The sequence below is a fragment of the Candidatus Thioglobus sp. NP1 genome, from assembly GCF_003326015.1.
In the GTDB taxonomy this organism is placed as follows: Bacteria; Pseudomonadota; Gammaproteobacteria; order PS1; family Pseudothioglobaceae; genus Pseudothioglobus; species Pseudothioglobus singularis_A.
Map to the genome: position 1 here is coordinate 208,953 of NZ_CP023860.1, position 17,532 is coordinate 226,484.

Below are 17,532 nucleotides of genomic sequence, written 5' to 3' on the forward strand. Positions count from 1 at the left end.
TTTTTATACCTTCTGTCCCCAATGAAGCTTTGAGCGAATAATCTCAAAATAGTCATATCCCTTAGGGTGAATTAAATGGACAAAATTTTCATGTTGCTTTACTCTTATTGATGCCCCCTCTGTTACAGTTACTGAGGACTGTGCATCAAAACTAACTGTAGCACTCTCCTCACAATCCAATAGGGTAATAAGAACTTCACTTTCACCATGGAGAATAAACGGCCTATGGCTCATTGTATGTGGGCTAATTGATACAAGGCAAATCGTATTAGCACTAGGATGCATTATTGGGCCACCGCTAGATAATGCATAAGCAGTTGAACCAGTCGGTGTTGTAACGATTAGACCATCAGCTCGCTGATTATTAACAAAATCGTCATCAACATGCAGCTCAAACTCTATCATTCTAGGAGCTAAATTCCGATGGATCACAACCTCATTAAAGGCTAAATTTTTTGATAAAACCTTTCCGTTTTGCTCAATTTGACAACTTAATAGTGATCTTTTTTCCTTGATAAACTCACCATCTAAAATATTACCAACAACGGTAATCATTGAATCAACTGAAACATCAGTTAAGAACCCAAGTCTCCCTAGATTAATACCAAGAATGGGAATGTTAAAGTCCACATAAGTTCTAGCTGTATTTAATAATGTACCATCACCGCCAACAACAATTATTAAATCAGCTTGCTTTTCAAAATCATTGGAGTCCTCTAAAAGAACTACCTTCTTATGTTTAAGAAACACACCAAGCTCCAAACCAGTTTTTTGACTGGTAAAATCATTTGGTTTACAGATAATGCCGATTGTATTAAACATAGGCCTTGAAATATCCTAAAGAGTGACTAAATATCATCTTAAATATACATTAGTTTAATTAAACAATGACAAAAAAGAAAGAACAAAAATCGCAAAAAGATACTACTTCTGAGGTTAATGAAGAAGTATTGAGTGGATCTGAAGAATTAGAAGATCTAAAGTCTCAGCTAGAAGAAGCTCAACATTCAGTTAAAGAAAATTGGGACAAATTATTACGCTCACAAGCTGAGATGGAAAATCTCAAAAGGCGAACCTCAAAAGATCTAGAAAATGCTCACAAATATGCACTCGATGGTTTTGTAAAAGCCCTATTAGAGGTTAGAGATTCTCTTTCAATGGGTTTAAAATCAGCATCTGATGAAAATGCGACCCTTGAAGATACTATTACAGGACTAGAATTAACTAATAAAGTCTTTAACTCAACACTTGAAAAATTTGGGGTTGAAACACTAGATCCAAAAGATGAAAAATTTAATCCAGAACTTCATGAAGCTGTGACAATGGTTCCTATGCCTGATAAAGATTCTAATACTGTTCTTGAGGTTATACAGGTTGGTTTTACGCTTAATGGAAGACTAGTAAGGCCTGCAATGGTTATTGTTGTTCAGTAGATTCACTCTTTTAAGTCATTGATTTTAAATATATTTAAGAGTTTGAAGCAAATGTAAGAGTGATCCTATAACAAAACCTTAATTACATTTTTCATTTTGTTCAGTCATTTCAATCTTTCTTATTGTCATTGTATCAATAATATTGTGAATCTCTTTTAGTAATGAGGTGTCATTTGAATATGATTTATCTCCACCATCATAACCAATTAACCAAAGTCCATATTTATTCTTATACCTATCTGGAATAATATATTTGTTAATATCATCTCCAACAATTCTAATATACTTCAAATTTCTTTCTTCATTTTCACAACTATTTGTTTTAAAAAAATCGTCAGTTTCATTAATGAAATGAATATCTTTTGTAATAAAGAGGACTATTCTTTTGTCCCATGAAAATGAATTAATATATTCTTCTAAATTTATTTTTACACTTGAATTACTCATGATTGGAAACATTAACAAAGTTAATAATAGGCACAATACTTTTATCCTGTTCATCAGAGTACTTATTGTATCTAGATTCTATTAGTCAAAATACAATTTGATTTAACTCTTCTTGCTTTGATGAACAACTACTGGATTTGTTATATTCTTCTTTATTAACTTATTAATAAATGTTTGTTTATCTTTAAGAAGTAGCTCAAGATACTGATCATTATTACAAAAAACAACATTACCATCTTTATCTTCAATATAAAAATAGCCCCAATCAGTTATATCATCAAGGCTAGTCGTTTCATTGGGTGATAAGTGTTGCGTATAGAAATGCTTCCACCATTTTTTTGAAATCCCTTCACTTTGTTGAAGTTGAATCTCTAATGATTCTAAATCTTCTGCATTAAAATCATATGTAATAAAATCGACCTCTTCCTGGTTTTCTACGTAATAAGTAACTGAAAAAAAATTCATATGCAAATAAGGTTAAAATCGATTGAAGAATAATTTTAAACTAAATTAGGTCATTTTTTAGTGAGTCTGGAAGGGTACTTTTATGAGAATCTTAATTACATTATTTATATTTATAAATTTAGTAGTAGTTTCAAAAATTACTGCAGCAGAAACTATTAAAATTGAGTTTACCGAAGATGACTCATATAGCATTGAAGTAGCATTTATTGATGTTGGAGACACTATAGAGTGGTTTCCAAAGAATGAGGGGCATAATGTAGAATTTCTTGTTGGTCCTAACATGAATGCTCTTCCACATAATTCTAAGATGAACGAGTCTCACTCTGTTCTTTTTAAAACTCCAGGAATTTATTTGTATGGTTGCACACCACATCTAAATATGGGCATGTTGGGTCTAATTATTGTTGGTAAGGATTTTCATAATCTAGAAAAAGTTAATAAAGTTGAATTGTCTTTCGTTGCAAATTCAGTTTTAGGTAGGCTGATAAAAACTGCACAATCAAATTAATATAGTTCAGATAAATGTCAGAAGGAATACTAAAAAATGTACTTCATACAAAATACTTTGACAATGGTCTTAAGCGTCAAGAAGGGAGTACTTTTAATGGTAACAAAGAGGGAAAGTGGATTGAGTGGTATGAAAATGGCCAGATAAAAAAAGAGGAAACTTTTAAAGATAATATATGGCATGGCAAACACTCCTATTGGTATGAGAGTGGCCAAAAAATGAGAGAAAGCAGAGATGTTAACGGTGAATATGAGGGTATGTGGGTTTCCTGGTACGAAAATGGTCAGAAATTGAAACAAGGAAGATTTAAAAAAGAGAAAAAAGATGGAAAGTGGATCACATGGAATGAAAATGGTCAAATAATATCAGAGAGAGTCTATAAAAAAGGTGAAAAAATTTAAGAGGAATCTATACCTAATTTACAATTGCTAAGAATATAACACTAGTTACAATGTTAAATAGTATCCAAATGGAAAAGTAAAGATTATTCTTGTTCAATCTCTTCATCTTCTAGAAAATCAAGTTCATCATCAGACCTCATTGAATATTCTTCAATAGTATCATTTTTTTTAGCACGAAGCTCTTCCAATCTTCTCTTTCGTCTATCATTTGGAGAGCCATTTTTAGTATTATATTTAGCTAGAGTCATAACTAAATATTATAAAATAAATTATCTATGGTTTTTAATCTTAATTTAGATGCAAATTAATTCAAACCAAAAAACTATCAATAAGTATGAAATTCCAATAGCGCCCTATTTGAAGGATTTATCAAGTGTTGCTATGTATCTTGATGAAATGAACTTTCAGCTATTGACTCAGATTGAGCCCTACAAAAATAATAATATTTGGACAGCGGTATCTCTGCATGGATTTGGTGCATGCCCATCAGATATTTTCAAACCAGGGTTTACAAAAAATAAAATAATAGTTGATACAAAATTACAATGGACAACTCTTCGCAACCAATCAGTAATGAAACCATTATGTGAAATAGTTTTTAATTTACCCTGTGATTTTGAGAGAATTCGCATTATGAAGCTACTATCAGGCAAAGCCCTAAAAAAACATACTGATAATATTGATAATGATATAAAAAATAAAAAAGTTGTACGACTTCACATACCCATTAGAACTAGTAATGATGTTATTTTTACTTTATACAATAATGAAGAAGATAAAGTAGGTGAAGAAATAAATTTAAAAACAGGGCATTATTACTATCTTGACGTTACTAAGCCTCATTCAGTAAGAAATAAAAGCAGTGTTGACCGATATCATCTTGTAGTGGACTGCTTTGTAAATGATGAATTAAAGGCTCTGCTTCATAACTTTACTCCATGAGCTGAATATTTAACTTAAAGTATAATAAAACGGTATTTTTATCAATAAATAGCTATTTATTGACAATAAAAGCTGATTTTTTTATTTTTTATCTTAAAAATACTATTTATTCTATATAAAATCCTTATTTTTACGAAAAAATATCATTTTTCTGCGTATTTAGGTGTTTATTTTAATAAATTAGAATATTTAAATAAAAATTTAACCTTAAATACTTAAAATATCTTATTTTTACAACTTGACATACTACATTTAATACTTTATATTTCATATTACTCAAGTCGGCAGGCAGTGAGAGAAAAAGGTGTGTGCCCTGAAAGATTTTTGATATTATAAATGGACTGACTTGTGTCTCACTTGGAAATAACTCACCAAAATAATGTCCCTACTCTTTTTAATAGAGATGGAACTTCATATCAAACTTATGGTACCTCCGGGCATTCTTTAATTTTTATACATGGAGTTGGAATGTGTGCTGATATATGGGAACCTCAGGTTGAATATTTTGCAGAAAAATTTCAGGTGTTGACATATGACCTTCTCGGTCATGGCCAAACTCAACTCAACAATAATTTGCCTCAACTCAATGATTATGTTGAACAATTAAACAATCTAGTAAATAGTCTTAATATCTCAAAGTTTTTTTTAGTTGGTCACTCAATGGGTGCAATTATAAGTATTGCATATTCTTTAAAGTATCCTGGCAAAATACTATCCCTTATTCCTTTAAATATTGTATTTAATCGAACTAAAAAAGCGCGTAATGATGTTTTAAAGAGAGCTGAAAGCATCTTAAATTCAAAAAAAATACTTAATATTGATCAAACTTTAGTACGCTGGTTCAAAAATAAAACTAGCTCTGAAGATCTTATTAAAATTGATAAAGTGATAAATATTCTAAAAAATGCATCACCTAAGGGTTATGGTGAAGCATATCGAATATTTGCTTTGTCAGACAAAATCTTTATTAATAATCTTTCAGAAATACAAGTTCCTGTTCTATACTTAACAGGAAGCGAAGATTTAAATTCTACAGCCCTAATGTCTGATCAGATGTCAAAAAAAACACCTGGCAGTTTAAGTAAGTCTATTAAAGGTGAGGCTCATATGATGGCATATATATCTGGGCATAAAGTCAATCCAATAATAGAACAATTTTTTATTAATACTCAAAATAATACGCAATGAAGAAAGAAGAAACTAGAGACTTAAGACATGCGCTTGGTTCGTTTCCAACTGGAGTAACAATTGTTACCTCTTTAGACAAAAATGACAAACCAATAGGCTTTACTGCAAACTCCTTTACATCAGTATCACTAGATCCTCAATTAATATTAATATGTATTGATAAAGCCTCATTTAATATTGAATCTTTCTCTACAGGGAAGAATTTTGCTGTTAGTGTTCTATCAGAGAATCAACAACACATCTCTAATACTTTTGCAAGCCCTGAAGATGATCGTTTTAAAAATATCAAATGGGAGAAAAAAACTACTGGAAGCCCAATTATTTCAGGTTCTGTTGCCTGGTTTGACTGTATTAAAAATCAGTTTATAGATGCTGGTGATCATTTTATTCTCATTGGAAAAGTAGCAGAGTTTGATAGCAACAAGCAAACTCCACTAGTTTATTTACGCGGTAATTATGTTAATCTTAGTCTTGAGCAAAAGATGTTACTTGCAATGGAAAATAAGAATACCAAGATACTTGTGGGTGCTCTCATTGAGTGGCGTAAAAAAATACTACTTTTAGAAGATAAAGCAACAAGCCTTCTATATTTTCCAACTGCGACTAGGCTTGGTCAAGCAAGTGATGATGAAAGCCTCCTTGGTAAGCTTGAAAACCTAAATATTAATATATCAGACCATTATCTATTTTCAGTATTTGAAAACAGTGATGATAAAACCAGTTTAATATATTATCGAGCTCAGGTCGAAGATGGGTCTTCAGTTACCTCAGGTAAATTCTTTGAATTTGATTCAATTCCTTTTAAGCAGTTGACTGATGAAGCGAGTAGAATAATGCTTAAACGCTATATTAAAGAAAGAGAGTTGGATGCTTTTGGAATATTTGTAGGTAAGGAAAGTGAAGGCAAAGTAGAAGCAATATCTAAAATTAATCAAAATATATAGGGGCTATTAATATGGATTTTTCTTTATTTATACAAATGGAAAGGATCGATGAGGAACAGTCACAGAAACGTTTGTATGATGAGTTTGTTGATTTATGTCAAATAGCTGATAAGTCTGGTTTCAAAACAATATGGACTGGCGAACATCATGGTATGAACTTTACTATTGCCCCTAATCCATTTGTCAATATTGCCGATTTAGCAAATAAAACAAATAATGTCAGGCTTGGAACTGGAACAATTATTGCCCCTTTTTGGCACCCAATAAAACTTGCTGAAGAAGCTGCAATGACAGATATTATTTCAGATGGAAGATTAGAAATAGGAATTGCTCGAGGAGCCTACTCCTTCGAATATGATCGGCTTGCAGGTGGCATGGATGCCTTTTCAGCTGGTAGCGCTTTAAGAGAAATAGTACCCGCTATAAAGGCTTTATGGAAGGGTGACTATACTGGGGATGGAGAGCATTGGTCGTTTCCAAAAACTACTAGCTCACCAAAACCCCTTCAATCACCTAATCCACCTATTTGGATTGCAGCAAGAGACCAACATTCTCATGACTTTGCCGTTGAAGAGGGATGTAATGTTCAAGTGACGCCTTTATGGCTTGGTGATGATGAAGTTTCATCTTTAATGGATAGATTTAATAATTCATGCAAAAAATTTAAAGAAATTCAGAGGCCAAAAATAATGGTTCTTCGACATACGTTTGTGGGTGAAAGTGAAGAGGAGGTCGTGCAAGGCTCTAAAGATATATCAAGATTCTATTGTTATTTTGGCGCATGGTTCAAGAATGAAAGACCAATTGAACAAGGGCTTATCGAAAAACTTACTGAAGAAGAGATGTCTAAACTTGAAATGTATTCTCCTGAAAAAATGCGTAAAAACAGCATTATTGGAACTGCTGATGAAGTTATTCAAAGAATTAAATTTTGTGAAGATCTTGGCTATGATGAGTATAGTTACTGGATTGATAGTAGCATGAGTTTTGAAAAGAAAAAGAAGTCGTTAGAGCTCTTTATTGAAAAAGTGATGCCAGAATTTACTTAAAAGGAAATTGAATGAAACACTTTAAGCATTATATTAATGGAAAGTTTAGCGCTGGATCAAACCACTTTGAAAGCCTTAACCCGGCCACAGGTCAACCATGGGCAACTTTTCCAGCTGCCTCTAAAGAAGAGTCAAACCTTGCTATTGAATCCGCGCATGAAGCTTTATATAAAGGCCCATGGTCAGAATTTACAGCAACTGAAAGAGGCAAAATAATTTATAAACTTGGTGACCTAATATCAGAACACGCAAGCGAGCTAGGTGAACTTGAAACAATGGATAGTGGAAAGTTAGCTGCTGAAACAAAAGCGCAATCCAGCTATGTTGCAGATTATTATTATTATTATGCAGGCTTAGCAGACAAAATTCAAGGTGAGGTTCTCCCAATAGATAAACCAAATATGAGGGTTTTTACTACTCGTGAACCCATTGGGGTAGTAGTTGCAATCGTTCCATGGAACGCTCAACTTTTTTTATCAGCAACAAAGATAGCGCCTGCTTTGGCTGCTGGCAATACTATTGTTGTTAAAGCTTCGGAACAGGCTCCTGCAGCGCTTTTTAAATTTGCTGAACTGGTTCAAAAAAGTGGCTTTCCACCTGGTGTTATAAATATAATTACCGGTTTTGCAGAGCCTTGTGGTCGCACCATTACGTCTCACCCTAAAGTTGCAAGGGTTGCTTTTACAGGTGGTACCGAAGTAGCAAGGCATATAGTTAGAAATACTGCAGAAAATTTTGCACATGTTAGTCTTGAACTTGGTGGTAAATCACCAATGTTAATTTTCGATGATTGTAATATCGATGGTGCAGTAAATGCTATTATTGCAGGGAATTTTGGAGCATCTGGACAAAGTTGCGTTGCTGGCTCAAGAGTATTTATACAGAGATCAATTCACAAGAAAATCATTAATGAGATTAAAGATCGAGCAAGATTAATTACCGTAGGTGATCCTCTGGATGAGAATACACAAGTTGGCCCCCTAGCAACAAAACATCAAGTTGAAAGAGCCTCAGTTGTTATAAAAAATTCTATTAAACAAGGAGCAACACTTATTTTTGGTGGGGGCACTCCAAAACACATGCATCAAGGATGGTACTTTGAGCCTACTATGCTTGATTGTCATAGTCAGGAATATGACTGCGTAAAAACTGAGCTCTTTGCTCCAGTTATTAGTGTCATTGCTTTTGATACAGAAGATGATGTAATTGAAATGGCAAACGATTCTGAATATGGCCTTGGAGCCGGCGTTTTTACAGAAAATCTAGCGAGAGCTCATCGAGTAAGTCAACAAATTCATTCTGGGATTGTATGGATAAATACTTATAGAGCGATTTCTCCAATCTCTCCATTTGGAGGATTTAAACAAAGTGGGGGGAGTCGTGAAGCAGGAGTTGATGCAATCCACGAATATACTAGAACTAAAACAACATGGATTAATACCTCAAGTGAACCAATGAGTAACCCTTTTATAATAAGGTAATCTGCACAATAAATAAGCAAAACTAATAGGAGTAACAAATGGATAAAAAATTATTTGAACTTGGACTTTCTAAAAGAAAGGCAACTCTTGGAAGTGAGTATGTTGAAAAAAATTTAGAAGCAGCTGATGACTTTAACGAAGATTTTCAAAAACAAATGACAGAATGGTGCTGGGGATTTGGCTGGGGTGATGATACAATTAATGAAAAAACAAGATCTATGATGAATTTAACAATGATAGCTGCTCTAGGAAAAATGGATGAATGGGAGATACATCTTAAAGGGGCACTTACAAATGGTGTCAGCAAAGATGAGATTAAATCAATACTTCATGTTATTGCAATATATTGTGGTGTTCCTCAGGGTGTTGAGTGTTTCAAAATTGCCCGCAAGGTTTTAGAAGATTCTGGAGAGATTTAATATGCGCAGAGGTCTTAACTCGATTTATTAGAGGTAGTCATAGCTACTGCAAATGCTATTAATAAAACTCCAATTATTGAAATAAGGTTCATAGTTTCCCCAAATAAATACCAAGCTTGTATAGCAACAAGTGCTGGCACTAAATAAAAATAACTCCCAACTCTTGCTGATGCATCTTGCTTGATCATTGTCATTAATAGAAGGACTGCCCCAATTGAAAGCCCAAACACCTGCCAGGCTAAGGTAACAATAAATGTATTAGTCCAATTAATATCGCCATTCTCAAAATAAAAAGACATAACAATGCACAGTATAAAAGCACCAAAATATTGGACTAGAGTCCCACTAATTAAATCCATGTCATTACAAAATCGCTTTTGATATATAGTACCAAGAGAGATACCAACTAGAGATCCAAAAACAGCTAAAACCGCCCAAAAAGAATAATTGGTAAATAGTCCAGTAATAGCAAAATCAACCTTTTCAAATAAAATTAAATATAACCCTATAAGCCCTATTATCAAACCCATCCATTGTTTCTTTGAAACACGCTCATGGAGAATTACTCCTGCTATCAATGCCATTCCTAGGGGCTGAAGACCAATGATCATTGCGGTAAGGCCAATAGATATATCCCACTTAATTGCTTGAAAAACTCCACCAAGATAAATCCCATGAATTAATAAACCTGTTACCATTAAGTGGATAAAGGCCCAACCAGACTTCGGCCAAATACTCTTATTAGCTTGCATTAATATAAACAGCACTATCAATGTAAGGCCATTACGATAAGTCAATAAAGTAAAAGGTTCAGCATATGGAAGGCCATATTTTGCAGCTACAAAGCCTGTACTCCAAATTAAAACAAATAACCATGGCGTAAGGCGCGCGCTTAAAGCAAGATTTTTCATAAAAAACACCAAAAATTCATTAACTTAATGGATCACTAATTAAAATAGATATTCTTGTTAATTTAGAATAGATTTTATACAAAATACCCTTATGGCAATAAAGAAACGCAACAAGAGCCAAACAGTTGTTAGACTATAATTAAGGTTATCAAATCTTAAATAATTTTATGAAGCATTTTTTTGCAATTATTCTGCTTTTTTTTCTTGCACCTTTTTCTCAAACTTGGGCCGAAACTTCAATAATTATTGATGAATCGGGTCTAAGTCAAACCATGTCTTCTAGCCAGATTTTGGCCAATGATGCCCAATTGAATGTTAATCATCCTCTCCCAGTTTCACAGGCATTTAACCTCCAAGCACGGCAACTAGATAATAAGACAATTAGCGTCTCATGGGCTATAACTCCTAACTATTATCTTTATAGAGATAAAATATCTTTTACATTAGAGGGTGCTAGCATTGAAAGTTCGGTTTTTCCAAAAGCTAAGCTGAAAGAAGATGAATTTTTTGGTGAAGTTAATATTTATGACACGCCTGTAGAAATAACCCTTTTGTTAAAAAATATAACTAGCAACCCTATTGATTTAATAATTAATCATCAGGGCTGTTGGAATGGTGGCGTTTGCTACCCTCCCCAGAGTGATCAAATTAAGGTTGATTTAACTGGATCTAAGGCATACCCCAGTCCTTTATTAGAACAGATAACTACTAGTGAACTTAGTGTTAAAGAAAAGTTTCAGCAAGGTGGGTTAGCTTTATTTATTGCTGCATTTATAGCTGGACTAGCCTTATCCTGGACTCCATGTGTATATCCAATGGTGCCAATATTATCTGGAATTATCATTGGGCAGAAGCATGCTCCTAGTAATTTTAAAGCTATCTTAATGTCATTAGTGTTTGTTCTGTCAATGTCAGTAGCTTATGGTTTAATTGGTGCTACTGCAGGATTCTTTGGGGCAGGAATAAATCTTCAGGCAATAATGCAAACGCCTTGGGTTTTAGTAACTTTTAGTTTAATTTTTATCGTTCTTGCTTTTTCAATGTTTGGTTTTTATGATATTCAGCTACCTTCTAAATTTCAAAACAAAATTACAAGTATTAGCAATAATCAAAATGGTGGAAATTTTGTTGGTGTCAGCATCATGGGTTTTCTCTCTGCCCTAATTGTTGGGCCATGTGTAACTCCATTTTTAGCTACAGCCTTAAGCTACGTTATTGCTGGTGGAAGCGCCTTAAAAGGTGGAATAAGTCTTTTTGCAATGGGCTTGGGGATGGGTGTTCCATTAATAATCATATGTGGGTGGGGGGTTAATGCAATCCCTAAAGCTGGGCCATGGATGGAAAATGTGAAAAGAATTTTTGGTTTCCTAATGATAGCTGTTGCCCTATTCCTTCTGGATCGAATTCTTAGTCCACTCTTATCACTTATTTTTTGGGCTCTTTTATTAACTTATGCTCCTATTAAACTTGGTATCTTTAAAAATCTAACAAGGTCAATTAAACTATGGGATTTACTATTTAAACTTTCTGGTTTAATTATATTTATTTATGGAATATTGCTTTGGGCGCTTGTTGCAAAAGGGGGTGGTGATATTCAACAACCAATTGACTCAATAATTTATGGTGAAAATATCAGCTCTTCAAAAAGTATCGAATTTGAAACAGTTTTAAATGAAGCTCAGCTAAATGCTGAAATAGCTAAAACTAAAAATACTAGTAAGCTTCTGATCGTTAAATTTTATGCTGACTGGTGTATTGCTTGTAATAAGCTTGAAAGAGTTGTCTTTTCAAATAAGCTAGTTAAGGATGTCTTAAAAGGCTCTTTAAGATCTACACTTGATGTCACTGAAAATAATCGCTTTAATCAATCAATGTTAGCGCGGTTCTCACTTGTTGGGCCTCCAGCACTATTATTTTTTAAAAATGGTGAGGAATTAAGGGCTTATAGGATTATTGGGGAAATGAGTGCTAAAGATTTTATTACCCATCTAGAGAAAATCAAATAAATTTGCACTAATATCTTCTAAATGCATTGAATGGGGTCTATTTTGAGCTAAATAGCTGGTAAAATTCATTTACTGATTTAAAATTAAAAAGTCTTGCCTTAGGGTCCTTTTGCAGTCAAATATCCTAAGCTAAAAAACAAACTGGGTGTCATTTCATGCCTTAAAGGATGATGTGATTATTTGTTGTTATTGTAATTACCCATTACAAAAAATTTTAAGGGAGAGGAAATGGATATTCGTAAAGTAAAAAAATTGATGGAGCTTCTAGAGCAGTCTGGTATGTCAGAAATTGAAATAAAAGAAGGTGAGGAATCTGTAAAAATTTCAAGATATGGCAATACCCCATTACAACCTCAATCATTTATTCAACAGCCACTGCCAACGTCTCAAGCCAATGCTGCTCCCCCTTCCTCAACTACTGAAGCTTTATCACTCAATATTAATTCTATAACTTCACCGATGGTAGGCACTTATTATTCAGCTCCATCACCTACTGCCAAGCCCTTTGTTTCAATTGGTCAACAGGTTAAAGAGGGTGATACTATAGGAATTATTGAGGCTATGAAAATAATGAACCAAATTGAAGCAGATCAATCAGGAGTTGTTGTTAATATCCTTGTTAAGGATGGAGATGCCGTTGAATTTGGACAACCTCTTATTGTAATAGAATGAGTTCAATTAAAAAAGTCTTAATTGCCAATCGTGGTGAGATTGCATTGCGTATTTTAAGGGCATGCAAAGAGCTTGAAATTCAAACTGTTGCTGTATATTCAACAGCTGATAAAGATTTAAAGCATGTTAAATTAGCAGATGAAGCAGTTTGTATTGGCCCTCATCCTTCTGTCAAGAGCTATCTTAACATTCCAGCAATTATTAGTGCAGCTGAACTTACTCATGCTGATGCTATTCACCCAGGCTATGGATTTCTTTCTGAAAATGCTGATTTTGCTCAGCAGGTGGAAGAAAGTGGTTTTATTTTTATTGGACCTCGGCCTGAGAATATTAGAGTTATGGGTGATAAAGTTGCGGCAATTGAAGCAATGCAAAGCTCAGGTGTTCCCTGTGTTCCAGGCTCGGATGGAGCTCTTGATAAAAACACCAAGAGAAGCGTCAAGATTGCCAAGGAAATTGGATTTCCTATAATAATAAAAGCCTCAGGTGGAGGGGGTGGTCGTGGTATGAGAATTGTTGAGTCTGAAGATGAATTGGAAGGCTCTATTGAATTAACAAAAACAGAGGCTCTAAGTTTTTTTGGAAATGAAGAGGTCTACATGGAAAAATTTCTTACTACACCAAGACATGTAGAGGTGCAGGTTCTAGCAGACCAACATGGCAATGCTATTCATCTTGGTGAAAGAGACTGCTCAATGCAACGACGTCATCAAAAAGTTGTTGAGGAAGCACCAGCCCCAGGAATTAGCATGAAATTAAGAAATCAGATTGGGACAATTTGTTCTGATGCATGTAAAAAAATTAACTATCGCGGTGCTGGAACTTTTGAGTTTCTTTTTGATAAAAATAAGTTTTATTTTATTGAAATGAATACCAGAGTTCAGGTTGAACACCCTGTAACAGAAATGATTACTGGAGTTGATATTGTCCGTGAGCAAATTCTTATAGCAGGAGGCGAAAAATTATCGCTCACCCAAGAGCAAGTTGAGATTAAAGGCCATGCAATAGAATGTAGAATTAATGCAGAAGACCCAGAAACCTTTATGCCTTCTCCGGGAAAAATTACTCAGTATCATGCAGCTGGTGGACTAGGCGTTAGGATAGATTCACATGTTTATAACGGTTATAATGTTCCGCCTCACTATGACTCGATGATTGGAAAAGTGATTACTTTTGGTGAAAATAGAGCTAATACAATTATTAAAATGCAAAATGCTCTTGATGAAATGGTTATTAATGGAATTAAAACAAACATTCCACTTCAAAGAAAAATTATGAATGACAAAACATTTAAAAAAGGTGGAATGAACATCCACTATCTTGAAAAGATGCTTGGAGAAGATGAATCATGAATATTAAAGTTGGGATTATTGGTGGCTCAGGATATACAGGCATCGAACTTCTGCGCATCCTTCATCTTCATAAAAGTGCCAAAGTTGCTGTAATTACCTCAAGGGCACTTGAAGGTAAAAAAGTTTCAGAAATTTTTCCAAGTATGTCAGGAATATCAGATTTAGAATACTCATTGCCAGATGATAAAGCCCTTTATGAATGTAATATAATTTTCTTTGCAACACCTCATGGGGTTGCAATGAATAGCGCCAACTCATTTATCAATAAAGGCATTAAGGTTGTTGATTTAGGTGCTGATTTTAGAATTAATGATGCAGATCTATGGTCTGAGTGGTACAACATGGAGCATACTCAAAGCTCTCTTTTAAAAGAGGCCGTCTATGGTCAACCTGAAATTAGAAGAAATCTAATCAAGGAGGCTCGACTTATTGCTAATCCTGGTTGTTACCCTACTGCAGTTCTTCTTGCACTAAAGCCACTTCTTGAGAATAATTTAATTGATCCATCAAACATTATAGCTGACTGTAAATCTGGAGCCAGTGGAGCTGGTCGTATCGCAAATCAAAAAATGCTTCTTAGCGAAGCCTCTGAAAATTTTAGGGCTTATGGAGTTAGTGGGCATCGTCATTTTCCTGAGATTAAACAAGAACTTGAACTTATTGCGAAAGGTCCTATTGGACTTACATTTGTCCCTCATCTCATTCCAATGATCCGGGGCATTGAGGCTACAATTTATGTCGACTTACTTGATTCGAATGTTGATATTCAATCTTATTTCGAAAATGCCTACAAAAATGAAGAATTTGTTAAAATATTACCAAAAGGTGCTTATCCTGAAACACGCTCTGTTAAGTCCTCGAATTATTGCCAAATTTCAATCGAGTATATTGAACACAGCAATAAACTCGTAATTATGTCGGTAATTGATAACTTAGTGAAAGGAGCTGCTGGTCAAGCAATACAGAACATGAATCTTATGTTTGGCCTTAATGAGCAGGAAGGCCTAAAACAAGTTGGCTTACTGCCTTAAATGTTATTTATAAAAATAGGAATTAACGAGAAATGTCTACACTAGCTGTCGAAATTCAAGATGAAGCCGATATAGTCTTTAGTGATAGTGCTGCAACGAGAGTTGCACAGCTCATCAAAGAGGAGAAAAATCCGGCCTTAAGGTTACGTGTATATATTACGGGCGGTGGCTGCTCTGGATTTTCATATGGCTTTACTTTTGATGAAAACCTCAAAGAGGGTGATAGTGGTGTCAATAAGCAGGGTGTAGAGCTTGTAATTGATCCAATGAGCTATCAATATCTTATGGGTTCAACTGTTGACTACCTAGAAGACCTTCAGGGTGCTCGATTTGTTGTAACCAATCCTAATGCTAAAACCACTTGTGGTTGTGGCTCTTCTTTTTCAATTTAATAATAATACTATGACCGAATATATCCCAGGCCTAGCTGGTGTTCCAGCCACTAAATCAGCAATCTCTTCGATTGATGGGGAAAAAGGGGTACTTGCATACAGAGGCTACTCTATTCAGGACCTTGTCAAACACTCTTCATTTGAAGAAACTGCTTTATTATTAATGAATGGTGAACTTCCTTCAACAAATGAACTTTCAGACTTTAAAAATATTTTACAAAAAAGAAACGAAGTAAAACGCAAAATACGTCATTTACTTTGGTCACTTCCACCAACAGGGCACTCAATGGATGTGCTTCAAACTGCAATGGCTGCGATGGCGACTTTCTACCCAGATGCTGGTGCAGCAGATCCAGATTCTGCTTATACCCAAAATGCACTCATTAAGATAATTTCAAATATGAGCACATTAGTCGCAATGTGGACTCGCATCAGTAGAGGATATGATCCAATTCCACCAAGCAACAAAATGTCATATGCTGAAAATTTTATGTACATGTGTTTTGGAGAGGAATCTGACCCAGAAATTGTTCGTCTTTTGGATGCTTGTTTAATTTTACATGCGGAACATACAATCAATGCTTCCACGTTTTCAACTATGGTAACAGCGTCTACGCTTGCCAATCCTTTTTCTTCAATTGCCTCTGGAGTTGGAACTCTTGCTGGACCTTTGCATGGCAATGCAAATGAAAATGTACTCCTAATGCTTGATGAAATTGGTTCTGCAAAAAATGCCCGTGGTTGGATTGAAAACAGACTCAAGAATAAACAAGTTATTTGGGGAATGGGTCATCGAGAATATAAAACCAAAGATCCTAGAGCTACAATTCTTGAGAAAATGATTAAAACTTATATTAAGAAGAATGGCCTCAGCTTATCTAACCGCTTCGAAACAGCGCTTGAAGTTGAAAAAATTTGTGATGAGTTATTATCACAAAAAGGAGTCTACCCTAATGTCGATTTTTATTCCGGCATCTTATATTCAGAGATATTTAACTTTACCAAAGAACACTTTACTCCTATCTTTGCCATGGCTCGTTCAGCTGGATGGGTTGCTCATTGGCATGAGCAGGTTAGCCATAATAGAATCTTTAGACCAACACAGATATATACTGGTGCTGACTTTAGAGACTACCCCTCAAGTTAGTAATGGCTAAGACTACTCACTTTGGCTATAGAGAAGTCGATGTTGAAAAAAAACAAGGCCTTGTCAGAGAGGTATTTGACTCAGTAGCTGGAAAATATGATCTTATGAATGACGTTATGTCATTAGGAACACATCGCTTATGGAAGAATTACACAATAGCAAGTAGTAATGTCACTAAAGGTGATCATGTACTTGATATTGCAGGTGGTACTGGAGATCTAGCGATAAAGTTTCGAAAGAAAGTTGGGGCCTCAGGTAAGGTCATATTGTCTGATATTAATAACTCAATGCTAGATGAGGGCAGAAGAAATCTTATAAATCATGGCATCATTGATGTCGAATTTGTTCAAGCAAATGCTGAGATGCTTCCATTTGAAGATAATACCTTTGATTGCGTAAGTATTGCTTTTGGCTTGAGGAATGTGACTAATAAAGATATAGCCCTTCAACAGATGTATCGCATTTTAAAAAAAGGTGGGACATTGCTAGTTTTAGAATTTTCTAAAGTTGAGAATGAAATGCTTGAAAAAATATATGATCTTTATTCATTTAATTTAATACCTAAGTTTGGTGAATTTTTTGCAAATGATGAAGATAGTTATCAATATCTTGCAGAATCCATACGTAAGCACCCAGACCAGGAAACTCTTAAAGCAATGGTGCTTGATGCTGGATTTGGCTTTTGTGAATATCATAATCTAACTGGTGGTATTGTTGCACTTCATAAAGCAATCAAAACCTAAA

21 protein-coding genes are annotated in these 17,532 nt (G+C 34.5%); 16 read left to right on the forward strand and 5 right to left on the reverse strand.

Annotated features, from left to right (window positions below; translation table 11 throughout):
- Positions 1–3 precede the first annotated feature (3 nt).
- On the reverse strand, positions 4–822 hold the full coding sequence (locus CRN91_RS01120; RefSeq protein ID WP_114114623.1) for an NAD(+)/NADH kinase: 819 nt from the start codon (positions 820–822) through the stop codon (positions 4–6).
- 65 nt (positions 823–887) lie between these two features.
- Here CRN91_RS01120 and grpE point away from each other — a divergent pair, with 65 nt between their 5' ends.
- Entirely contained in the window at positions 888–1,433 is a 546-nt protein-coding gene (gene grpE, locus CRN91_RS01125; protein WP_114114624.1) for a nucleotide exchange factor GrpE, read from the forward strand.
- A 78-nt stretch (positions 1,434–1,511) separates the two neighbouring features.
- Here the strand turns inward: grpE and CRN91_RS01130 are convergent, their stop codons facing one another.
- Positions 1,512–1,880, reverse strand: a complete 369-nt coding sequence (locus tag CRN91_RS01130) for a DUF4174 domain-containing protein (protein WP_114116040.1) — start codon at positions 1,878–1,880, stop codon at positions 1,512–1,514.
- A 102-nt stretch (positions 1,881–1,982) separates the two neighbouring features.
- Entirely contained in the window at positions 1,983–2,345 is a 363-nt protein-coding gene (locus tag CRN91_RS01135; protein ID WP_114114625.1) for a hypothetical protein, read from the reverse strand.
- A gap of 82 nt (positions 2,346–2,427) precedes the next feature.
- Here CRN91_RS01135 and CRN91_RS01140 point away from each other — a divergent pair, with 82 nt between their 5' ends.
- A complete protein-coding gene (locus CRN91_RS01140; protein ID WP_114114626.1) occupies positions 2,428–2,853 on the forward strand; it encodes a plastocyanin/azurin family copper-binding protein in 426 nt (141 codons plus the stop codon).
- A gap of 14 nt (positions 2,854–2,867) precedes the next feature.
- Entirely contained in the window at positions 2,868–3,254 is a 387-nt protein-coding gene (locus CRN91_RS01145; RefSeq protein WP_114114627.1) for a toxin-antitoxin system YwqK family antitoxin, read from the forward strand.
- An 83-nt stretch (positions 3,255–3,337) separates the two neighbouring features.
- On the opposite strand, the gene CRN91_RS08645 is transcribed toward CRN91_RS01145, so the two are convergent.
- Positions 3,338–3,502, reverse strand: coding sequence for a hypothetical protein (locus CRN91_RS08645; protein WP_168177002.1), 165 nt, complete (start codon positions 3,500–3,502; stop codon positions 3,338–3,340).
- Between the two features lie 49 nt (positions 3,503–3,551).
- Here CRN91_RS08645 and CRN91_RS01150 point away from each other — a divergent pair, with 49 nt between their 5' ends.
- The 6 genes from CRN91_RS01150 to CRN91_RS01175 all read left to right on the forward strand — a co-directional run bounded on the left by CRN91_RS01150 (position 3,552) and on the right by CRN91_RS01175 (position 9,277).
- Positions 3,552–4,196 carry an aspartyl/asparaginyl beta-hydroxylase domain-containing protein gene (locus CRN91_RS01150; protein WP_114114628.1) on the forward strand — a complete coding sequence of 215 codons (645 nt, stop codon included), beginning with the start codon at positions 3,552–3,554 and terminating at the stop codon, positions 4,194–4,196.
- Positions 4,197–4,544: 348 nt separating this feature from the next.
- Positions 4,545–5,384 carry an alpha/beta fold hydrolase gene (locus CRN91_RS01155; protein WP_254424951.1) on the forward strand — a complete coding sequence of 280 codons (840 nt, stop codon included), beginning with the start codon at positions 4,545–4,547 and terminating at the stop codon, positions 5,382–5,384.
- A complete protein-coding gene (locus tag CRN91_RS01160; protein ID WP_114114629.1) occupies positions 5,381–6,328 on the forward strand; it encodes a flavin reductase family protein in 948 nt (315 codons plus the stop codon). The genes CRN91_RS01155 and CRN91_RS01160 overlap by 4 nt, the downstream gene beginning before the upstream one ends.
- 11 nt (positions 6,329–6,339) lie before the next feature.
- A complete protein-coding gene (locus tag CRN91_RS01165) occupies positions 6,340–7,377 on the forward strand; it encodes an LLM class flavin-dependent oxidoreductase (protein WP_114114630.1) in 1,038 nt (345 codons plus the stop codon).
- An 11-nt stretch (positions 7,378–7,388) separates the two neighbouring features.
- Positions 7,389–8,858 (forward strand): aldehyde dehydrogenase, encoded by a 1,470-nt coding sequence (locus CRN91_RS01170; RefSeq protein WP_114114631.1) that lies wholly within the window; start codon positions 7,389–7,391, stop codon positions 8,856–8,858.
- 38 nt (positions 8,859–8,896) lie between these two features.
- Complete coding sequence (locus CRN91_RS01175; RefSeq protein WP_114114632.1) at positions 8,897–9,277, forward strand: carboxymuconolactone decarboxylase family protein; 381 nt, start codon at positions 8,897–8,899, stop codon at positions 9,275–9,277.
- Between the two features lie 14 nt (positions 9,278–9,291).
- Here the strand turns inward: CRN91_RS01175 and CRN91_RS01180 are convergent, their stop codons facing one another.
- Entirely contained in the window at positions 9,292–10,188 is an 897-nt protein-coding gene (locus tag CRN91_RS01180) for a DMT family transporter (protein ID WP_114114633.1), read from the reverse strand.
- Positions 10,189–10,355: 167 nt separating this feature from the next.
- Between CRN91_RS01180 and dsbD the strand changes: the two genes are divergently transcribed.
- The 7 genes from dsbD to ubiE all read left to right on the forward strand — a co-directional run bounded on the left by dsbD (position 10,356) and on the right by ubiE (position 17,531).
- The gene (gene dsbD / locus CRN91_RS01185; protein ID WP_114114634.1) at positions 10,356–12,194 is read left to right on the forward strand and encodes a protein-disulfide reductase DsbD; all 1,839 of its coding nucleotides are present in this window, start codon (positions 10,356–10,358) and stop codon (positions 12,192–12,194) included.
- Between the two features lie 228 nt (positions 12,195–12,422).
- Entirely contained in the window at positions 12,423–12,866 is a 444-nt protein-coding gene (gene accB / locus CRN91_RS01190) for an acetyl-CoA carboxylase biotin carboxyl carrier protein (RefSeq protein WP_114114635.1), read from the forward strand.
- Positions 12,863–14,218, forward strand: coding sequence for an acetyl-CoA carboxylase biotin carboxylase subunit (accC, locus tag CRN91_RS01195; protein WP_114114636.1), 1,356 nt, complete (start codon positions 12,863–12,865; stop codon positions 14,216–14,218). The genes accB and accC overlap by 4 nt, the downstream gene beginning before the upstream one ends.
- A complete protein-coding gene (gene argC, locus CRN91_RS01200) occupies positions 14,215–15,249 on the forward strand; it encodes an N-acetyl-gamma-glutamyl-phosphate reductase (protein ID WP_114114637.1) in 1,035 nt (344 codons plus the stop codon). The genes accC and argC overlap by 4 nt, the downstream gene beginning before the upstream one ends.
- A 32-nt stretch (positions 15,250–15,281) precedes the next feature.
- On the forward strand, positions 15,282–15,641 hold the full coding sequence (gene erpA, locus CRN91_RS01205) for an iron-sulfur cluster insertion protein ErpA (RefSeq protein WP_114114638.1): 360 nt from the start codon (positions 15,282–15,284) through the stop codon (positions 15,639–15,641).
- 10 nt (positions 15,642–15,651) lie between these two features.
- On the forward strand, positions 15,652–16,788 hold the full coding sequence (locus tag CRN91_RS01210; RefSeq protein ID WP_114116042.1) for a citrate synthase: 1,137 nt from the start codon (positions 15,652–15,654) through the stop codon (positions 16,786–16,788).
- Between the two features lie 2 nt (positions 16,789–16,790).
- Positions 16,791–17,531: a bifunctional demethylmenaquinone methyltransferase/2-methoxy-6-polyprenyl-1,4-benzoquinol methylase UbiE gene (gene ubiE, locus CRN91_RS01215; RefSeq protein WP_114114639.1), complete on the forward strand. Its 741-nt coding sequence runs from the start codon at positions 16,791–16,793 to the stop codon at positions 17,529–17,531.
- Position 17,532: the final 1 nt, after the last annotated feature.

Excerpts from the sequence above, each read along its gene's own strand:
- CRN91_RS01150 (WP_114114628.1), top strand. The coding sequence starts at position 3,552 with ATGCAAATTAATTCAAACCAAAAAACTATCAATAAGTATGAAATTCCA.
- CRN91_RS01120 (WP_114114623.1), bottom strand. The coding sequence starts at position 822 with ATGTTTAATACAATCGGCATTATCTGTAAACCAAATGATTTTACCAGT.
- CRN91_RS01180 (WP_114114633.1), bottom strand. The coding sequence starts at position 10,188 with ATGAAAAATCTTGCTTTAAGCGCGCGCCTTACGCCATGGTTATTTGTT.
- erpA (WP_114114638.1), top strand. The coding sequence starts at position 15,282 with ATGTCTACACTAGCTGTCGAAATTCAAGATGAAGCCGATATAGTCTTT.
- CRN91_RS01145 (WP_114114627.1), top strand. The coding sequence starts at position 2,868 with ATGTCAGAAGGAATACTAAAAAATGTACTTCATACAAAATACTTTGAC.
- argC (WP_114114637.1), top strand. The coding sequence starts at position 14,215 with ATGAATATTAAAGTTGGGATTATTGGTGGCTCAGGATATACAGGCATC.
- CRN91_RS01140 (WP_114114626.1), top strand. The coding sequence starts at position 2,428 with ATGAGAATCTTAATTACATTATTTATATTTATAAATTTAGTAGTAGTT.
- CRN91_RS01175 (WP_114114632.1), top strand. The coding sequence starts at position 8,897 with ATGGATAAAAAATTATTTGAACTTGGACTTTCTAAAAGAAAGGCAACT.
- CRN91_RS01170 (WP_114114631.1), top strand. The coding sequence starts at position 7,389 with ATGAAACACTTTAAGCATTATATTAATGGAAAGTTTAGCGCTGGATCA.
- grpE (WP_114114624.1), top strand. The coding sequence starts at position 888 with ATGACAAAAAAGAAAGAACAAAAATCGCAAAAAGATACTACTTCTGAG.
- CRN91_RS01135 (WP_114114625.1), bottom strand. The coding sequence starts at position 2,345 with ATGAATTTTTTTTCAGTTACTTATTACGTAGAAAACCAGGAAGAGGTC.
- CRN91_RS01160 (WP_114114629.1), top strand. The coding sequence starts at position 5,381 with ATGAAGAAAGAAGAAACTAGAGACTTAAGACATGCGCTTGGTTCGTTT.
- accB (WP_114114635.1), top strand. The coding sequence starts at position 12,423 with ATGGATATTCGTAAAGTAAAAAAATTGATGGAGCTTCTAGAGCAGTCT.
- accC (WP_114114636.1), top strand. The coding sequence starts at position 12,863 with ATGAGTTCAATTAAAAAAGTCTTAATTGCCAATCGTGGTGAGATTGCA.
- ubiE (WP_114114639.1), top strand. The coding sequence starts at position 16,791 with ATGGCTAAGACTACTCACTTTGGCTATAGAGAAGTCGATGTTGAAAAA.
- dsbD (WP_114114634.1), top strand. The coding sequence starts at position 10,356 with ATGAAGCATTTTTTTGCAATTATTCTGCTTTTTTTTCTTGCACCTTTT.
- CRN91_RS01210 (WP_114116042.1), top strand. The coding sequence starts at position 15,652 with ATGACCGAATATATCCCAGGCCTAGCTGGTGTTCCAGCCACTAAATCA.
- CRN91_RS01165 (WP_114114630.1), top strand. The coding sequence starts at position 6,340 with ATGGATTTTTCTTTATTTATACAAATGGAAAGGATCGATGAGGAACAG.
- CRN91_RS01130 (WP_114116040.1), bottom strand. The coding sequence starts at position 1,880 with ATGAGTAATTCAAGTGTAAAAATAAATTTAGAAGAATATATTAATTCA.
- CRN91_RS08645 (WP_168177002.1), bottom strand. The coding sequence starts at position 3,502 with ATGACTCTAGCTAAATATAATACTAAAAATGGCTCTCCAAATGATAGA.